Here is a 6,080-nt window from a genome sequence, read left to right as displayed (position 1 = left end):
CCGCCACATCGACCACATCCGCCGCCACACCGACGGCGGACCCACCAGCATGGACAACGGCCAAGGCCTGTGCGCCAGCTGCAACTACCTCAAAGAACACCCCGACTGGCACACCCGACGCGACACCAGCAGCGACCACAGCGGCAGCGGAGGCAGTGGGCGGCATACCGTCAGCACCACCACCCCCACCGGCCACGCGTACACCAGCACCCCACCACCCCTGCCACTCCCCACCATCAATCCCCGGCAGCACAGCGACCTCGAACACCGCATCATCACCCTGCTCAAGTCCGCGTAAAACGCGAGCGAGCGCACCCGCTGTCGCGGTTGCGCTCGCTCGGTCAGCGCGGACGCCCCGGCGGTCACCGGCCCATCGGGGCCGGGCCGAAGGGCTGAGGTGACAACGGCTGCTGCTGACGACCGATTTTGGCCAGCGCCCGGGCGTAGCCCGCGCCAGAAGCGAGCAGCAACAGGCCGACCAGCAGGAACGCGATCGCCCGGGTGAAGCCAGACAAGCCCGACAGGTCGTGCACGAAGAGCTTCACCAGCGCCAGGCCCACACCGGTGAGCCCGCACGCCAGCCACGCAGCGCGCTGCGAGCTCCGCAGGCTGAGCGCCAGCGCAGCGGCACCGGCGAGCGCCCAGGTGACCGTGACGGCGGGGTGCGCTGCGGCGAAACCGGGCCGGCCCGCGATCGCCGCGCCCACGGCGAACTCCGCCAGTGACACGCTCACCACCGCGCCTATGGTGCCGGCGACCGCACCGATCACGGCATTGTCGGGCGACATCCGGCGATGGGCGATCTCCACCAGGACAACACAGGTCACCGCGGTCACCGCCGCACCGATCGCGGTCTGCCACGCGGCGACCGGCGACGTCATCAGCTCCCCCGATCGCACGACCGTCCACACCAGGCCGACGAACGCCGAGGCGCAGCCGGCAAAGATCGCGTGCAGGCAACGCACCTGACGACCACCCACGATGACTCCGAGGCCGAGGCTGGCGAAGAGCACGCCATACCAACCCTCCGTGACCGCCTGGTGACCCGCACCGAATACGGCCACGCTCGCCACGACGGTCGCGAACACCCCGGTGCCGCTGCCGATGGGCCGTTGCGTCAGCATCGCTACGACCGTCACCACGACGAAGGCGGTAGCCACGATGGGGGCCGCCGGCCGGTCCAGGATGCCGAAGCTGAACGCGACCGGCAGGCTGACCAGAAAGTATGACGCGCCGGTCAGCGCCTCGAGCGGGCGACGAGCAGTGGCCATGCCGGACAGGAGAGCAACGAGACCCGCCGTCACAGCGAGCGCCTCAAACCACAGCAGCGGCGTCGGTCCGTCGACGACGATGACGGCGAGAGCGATGGCGATCGGCGCACTGCGCGCCAGCGAAAGCCACGCCCAGTTGCGGCCGAACTCGGGCACACAGCCAGCCGCCTGCAGCAGAAGCAGGAAGGCGAGCAGGCTCAGCTGCGTCTCGGTCAAGGCGGGTGCGAGCAGGCCGGCTCCAAGGGTGAGCAGGCAGGCGAGTGGCTGCGAGCGCCACGCCATCGCGAGTCCCACTCCGGCGGCAGCAACCACAGCCGCGGCCACCAGGCCCGCGACCGGTGGGATCCAGCCGTAGAAGGAGGTCGCGGCCAGAACGCAGAGGTAGAGCCCGGCGAAACCCGTGGCGCTCAACGCGATCGCGCCGATGCGACCGCCATCGCGCTGGTTGATCCAGGCGGCCGCTCCCACCAGACCAACGGACAGCAGCGCGCCGCCGCCGACGCGAAGCTGCGGACCGAGCAGACCCGCGGTGACGGCCATGACGAGCAGCATCACGACACCGATCAGGGTGATGCCGACGCCGGCCACCGCCAGCAGCTTGGCGACGATGCCGTCGCGCTCCCACCACGGCTTCGGCGGGGCGGGTGGCGGCCCGGCATACGGCGACTGCTGCGGCATGCCCCATGGCGGAGTGGGGGTCGGGTCGGTCATGCCGACGGGCGGACGAGGGGCCTGGAATGACTGGTTCGTGTTCATGCCTCAACGCTCGCCGGAGCGCGCCGCCAAGGCATGAGTAGAGCTACTCAACCGGCGTCGGTAGTTCCTGCAGGGCGCCGAGCTTGACCGGATTGCGCACAAGATGAATCGCTTCAACACCACGCGAGCTCACGGTGAGGAAGGCGATGCCGTCGAGCCTCCGGTCCCGGTCCCGGATGACCACCGCCGACTCGCCGTTGACCTCGGCCACATCGAATCTCGCCCCCACACTCTCCTCCTTGGCGAAGACGCCCACGATGAAGCGCATCACCTTGGCCGCGCCAAGGATGGGCCGCAGCGCAGCGCGCTTCATGCCGCCGCCGTCGGTCACGAGGACGACATCCGGCGCCAGTTGCTCCATCAGCGCGTCGAGGTCACCGCCATTCGCCGCCTCGATGAACCGCTGCGTGCTCACCCGGTGTTCGGCCCGTCCGACGAGTTGCCTCGGAGCGCGCTCACGCACATGCGCTCGCGCCCGGCTGCCGAGTTGTCGCGCGGCTGCTTCGCTGCGGCCGAGCGCCTCGCCGACCTCGGCATACGGCAGGGCGAAGACCTCGTGGAGCACATAGGCGACCCGCTCGAGCGGGCTCAGCGTCTCGAGCAGCACCATCATCGCCATCGACACCGAATCGGCGAGTTCGACATCGCTCGTCGCATCGTCGACGATCAGTGGCTCCGGCAGCCACGGGCCGAGGTAGTCCTCGCGCCGCCGCTGGGCGGCTCGCTTCTTGTTGAGGGCCGTGCGAGCGGTCGCCGTCAGCAGGTATGCCGTGTGGTCGCCAACCGTGCTGCGGTCGCTGCGCGACCACGCGAGCCAGACGTCCTGCACCGTGTCCTCGGCGTCGGCCACCACCCCGAGGATGCGGTATGCCGCCCCAAACAGCCGCGGCCGCAGCCGCTCGAACTCCTCCGCCAGCTCGTGGTCGGCGCTCACGCAGGCACCGCCGGCAGCGCGCAGGACTCCTTGAAGCCTTGGCTGGTCAGGCCGAGCGCGGCGTTGGTGCGGGAGCGCTGGTTCTCCAGGGCGACCAGGGCGGTCAGCTCGACGATCTGCGCGTCGTCGAGGTGGCTGCGCAGCCGCAGCATCAACTCGTCGGTCACGGTCGGTGGGGTCTCAGTCATCGCCTCGGCGTATTCGAGCACCGCACGCTCGGTCTCGTCGTATGCCGGGCTCTCGCGCCAGTTGGCGACATCCTCAAGCTTGCGCACAGGCACGCCCTGGTGGTGGCTCACGTAGTAGCCGAAGTCGATGCACCAGGAGCAACCGATCCGGGCCGACGGCAGCATTGTCGCGAGCGCCTGCAGCGTGGGCGGGAGCCGGTGCCAGCTGCGCACCGTCGTCTCGTGCAGCGCGGTGCTCAGCGCGACGGCCGGGTGATGCGCGATCGCCTGCGCCGGATCCAGGTCCTGGCCGTACATGCGGCGGCTGGCCCAGGCGGTGAACCGGCCGAAGCGGCTGGAGCAGTCGAGGGGGATGCGGCTCATGGCGTCTCCTTCACGGTGGTTGATGCTCGTCATGAAGGAGGACACCGCCCGGCCGCAAAAGGTGACATCGGACCGCGCGACTAGTCCAAGCCCTGCTCGATGGCATAGCGGGCGAGCTCGACCCGATTGGAGAGTTGGAGCTTGCGTAAGGACGCCTGCACGTGGTTCTCGACGGTGCGGTGGCTGATGCCGAGGCGAGTGGCAATCTGCTTGGCGCTCAACCCCTTTGCCACAAAGCGCAGGACGTCGGTCTCGCGGTCGGTGAGCGTCGGGGCGGGGTTGTCGGCATCGGCCGGTGCGGTCGCCATCCGGCGGTATTCGCCGAGGACCAGTCCGGCCAGCCCGGGGGTGAAGATCGCCTGCCCGTCGGCCGTGGCGGTGACGGCCTCGCGCAGTTCCTCGGCGCTGGCGCTCTTGACGAGGTAACCGCTCGCCCCCGCCTTGACCGCCTCGAGGACGTCCTCCCGTTCAGAGCTGGCGGACAGCACCAGGATGCGCGTCGCCGGCGACGCCTGCAGCACCGAGGCCGTGGCGTCGGCGCCGCTGCCGTCGGGCAGGTGCATGTCCATCAGCACCACGTCGGGCCGCACCGCGGCGGCTCGCTCGGTCGCGCTGCGGACGCTGTCGGCGGTCGCAACCACCTCGAAACCGGCCTCGGTGAGATCGCGCCCGACCCCGTCGCGCCACATCGGATGGTCGTCGACCACCATCACCGTCGTCATCGCCCCTCCTTCACCGGCACGGTCAGCTCCCACTCGGTGCCCTCACCGGGAGCAGTCACCACCTCGGCCCGGCCACCCAGAGCCGTCAGTCGACCTTCGATCGAGGATGACACGCCCAGCCGTCCCTCGGCCCGCGCCTCGGCGAGCCGGCCGTGCGGCATACCGCTGCCGTCGTCGCGGACGGTGACCACCACCTCACCACCGAGATCCTCCACGAGGACAAACGAACGCGCCCCCGGCCCGGCATGCCGGGCCGTGTTGTCCAGCGCCGCGGACACCGCCGCGACGAGTTCGCTCAGCGTGGCAGCCGGCAGGCGGATCGGATCGGCGGGCGCCGAGAAGGTCACGTCGGCCGGCAGGGCTCGTTGGAGCGCGGCGGCCAGATCGCCGTCGGTGTCGAGCGGACCGGCCGCCTGCCGGGACAGCAGTCGCCGCAGGGCCGACTCCTGGTCGCCGGCGAGAGTGGCGAGTTCCGTTGTGGCACCACCGATTTCGCTGCCGCGACGCTTGACATAGGCGAGCACCTGCAAGGTGGTGTCATGCACCTCGCGGGCCAACCGCTCGCGTTCGTGGGTGGCCGCCTCCAACCGGATCGCTTGCTCCAGCCGCTCCTGGGCCTGACGGACGACCCGCGAGCCATAACCCAGCGCCAGACCGACCGCGAGCAGGATCGGCAGCGTCGCGTCGAAGGAGATATTGGTCAGCTGGCCACAGATCGCCAGCGCGGACAGGCCGACGACCGCAGCGCTCGCCATCCCCCACCACGGGCCGGCGAGCAGGGCCACCGAGACGACCGCGTTGGTGGACCAGAAGCTGGTCGGGACGACCTGGTGGTGCTGGAAATAGGACGCCGGACCGACCAGCAGCGTCGAGGACATCAGGACGAGCGTCACCACGACCTCGACGATGACGATCGGACGGCGACGCCGCTCGGTGCTGTAGAGCACTGCCGCGATGCCGGACCAGACCAGCACCAGGGCGAAGACGACCCAGCTCAGCGACCGATGCGCGTAGTACTGGTTGACGCGGTACTGGACCGCCCCGGCATACAGCAGGGAGGCGAAGCGGAAGACCTGCGCCGCTCGCCACAGCGGGAGCATCCCGCTGGAGGTCATCCCTGCTGGCGGGGATAACCCTGCGGCTGGTTCTGCTGCTGCTGCGGGTAGGGCGCCGGCTCGGTGAACTGGCCGCCCTCGAGCTGCTGCGGCGCACCGCCCAGCTGCTGGGAGGTCGGGCCCACCGGGTTGCCCTGATCGGCGCCGAAGCTGACCGTCGGCACGCCGCGCTCACCCTGCTGCGCCTCGAAATATTCGGCGCGGGCGGCCCCGGCCATGCCGGCGACCCACTTGGTCGGGATCGACTCGACCTTGGTGTTGAGCTCGCGCACGATGGCGTTGTAGTAGCGCCGGCCGGACGCGATGCGGTCCTCGGTGCTGGCGAGTTCCTGTTGCAGCGCAAGGAAATTCGCGTTGGACTTCAGGTCGGGATAGGCCTCCGCGACGGCGATCAACCGCCCGAGCGCTTGGGTCAGCGCTCCCTCGGACTGCGCGGCTTGCGCGGGGCTGTTGCCACCGCTCATCGCCGCGCTGCGGGCGCGCAGCACCTCATCGAGGGTGCTGCGCTCGTGCTGGGCGTAACCCTTGACGGTCTCGACGAGGTTGGGGATCAGATCGTGCCGGCGCTTGAGCTCGACGTCGATCTGGTGCCACGCCTCCTGCACCCGATTGCGCAGCTTGACCAGGCCGTTGTAGGACACGATGAACCAGATCACCGGCAGCACGATGACGAGCAGGACGATCAGCGCGATGATGAGCCCGACCATGACGGATCCCCTTCCGGAAGGTTG

At 69.9% G+C, this 6,080-nt stretch carries 7 protein-coding genes; 1 reads left to right on the top strand and 6 read right to left on the bottom strand.

Annotated elements, in window-relative coordinates:
- Nucleotides 1–298, top strand: a 298-nt coding sequence (locus G9U51_RS15330; RefSeq protein ID WP_166198093.1) for an HNH endonuclease, incomplete at its 5' end; no start/stop codon positions are given.
- A 64-nt stretch (nucleotides 299–362) separates the two neighbouring features.
- On the opposite strand, the gene G9U51_RS15325 is transcribed toward G9U51_RS15330, so the two are convergent.
- The 6 genes from G9U51_RS15325 to G9U51_RS15300 form a co-directional block, all read right to left on the bottom strand.
- On the bottom strand, nucleotides 363–2,027 hold the full coding sequence (locus G9U51_RS15325; RefSeq protein ID WP_166198091.1) for a DUF2339 domain-containing protein: 1,665 nt from the start codon (nucleotides 2,025–2,027) through the stop codon (nucleotides 363–365).
- A gap of 43 nt (nucleotides 2,028–2,070) precedes the next feature.
- A complete protein-coding gene (gene sigJ / locus G9U51_RS15320; RefSeq protein WP_166198089.1) occupies nucleotides 2,071–2,961 on the bottom strand; it encodes an RNA polymerase sigma factor SigJ in 891 nt (296 codons plus the stop codon).
- Nucleotides 2,958–3,512, bottom strand: a complete 555-nt coding sequence (locus G9U51_RS15315) for a carboxymuconolactone decarboxylase family protein (protein WP_166198087.1) — start codon at nucleotides 3,510–3,512, stop codon at nucleotides 2,958–2,960. The genes sigJ and G9U51_RS15315 overlap by 4 nt, the downstream gene beginning before the upstream one ends.
- Nucleotides 3,513–3,592: 80 nt before the next feature.
- Nucleotides 3,593–4,234, bottom strand: a complete 642-nt coding sequence (locus G9U51_RS15310) for a response regulator (RefSeq protein ID WP_166198085.1) — start codon at nucleotides 4,232–4,234, stop codon at nucleotides 3,593–3,595.
- The gene (gene macS / locus G9U51_RS15305) at nucleotides 4,231–5,334 is read right to left on the bottom strand and encodes a MacS family sensor histidine kinase (protein WP_235946196.1); all 1,104 of its coding nucleotides are present in this window, start codon (nucleotides 5,332–5,334) and stop codon (nucleotides 4,231–4,233) included. The genes G9U51_RS15310 and macS overlap by 4 nt, the downstream gene beginning before the upstream one ends.
- An 11-nt stretch (nucleotides 5,335–5,345) precedes the next feature.
- A complete protein-coding gene (locus G9U51_RS15300; RefSeq protein ID WP_166198081.1) occupies nucleotides 5,346–6,056 on the bottom strand; it encodes a LemA family protein in 711 nt (236 codons plus the stop codon).
- Between the last annotated feature and the right edge of the window lie 24 nt (nucleotides 6,057–6,080).

The sequence above is a fragment of the Metallococcus carri genome (assembly GCF_011440275.1).
GTDB lineage: Bacteria > Actinomycetota > Actinomycetes > Actinomycetales > Dermatophilaceae > Metallococcus > Metallococcus carri.
The sequence above is the reverse complement of the archived record's forward strand: the minus strand, read 5'-3'. Positions and strand labels throughout refer to the sequence as shown.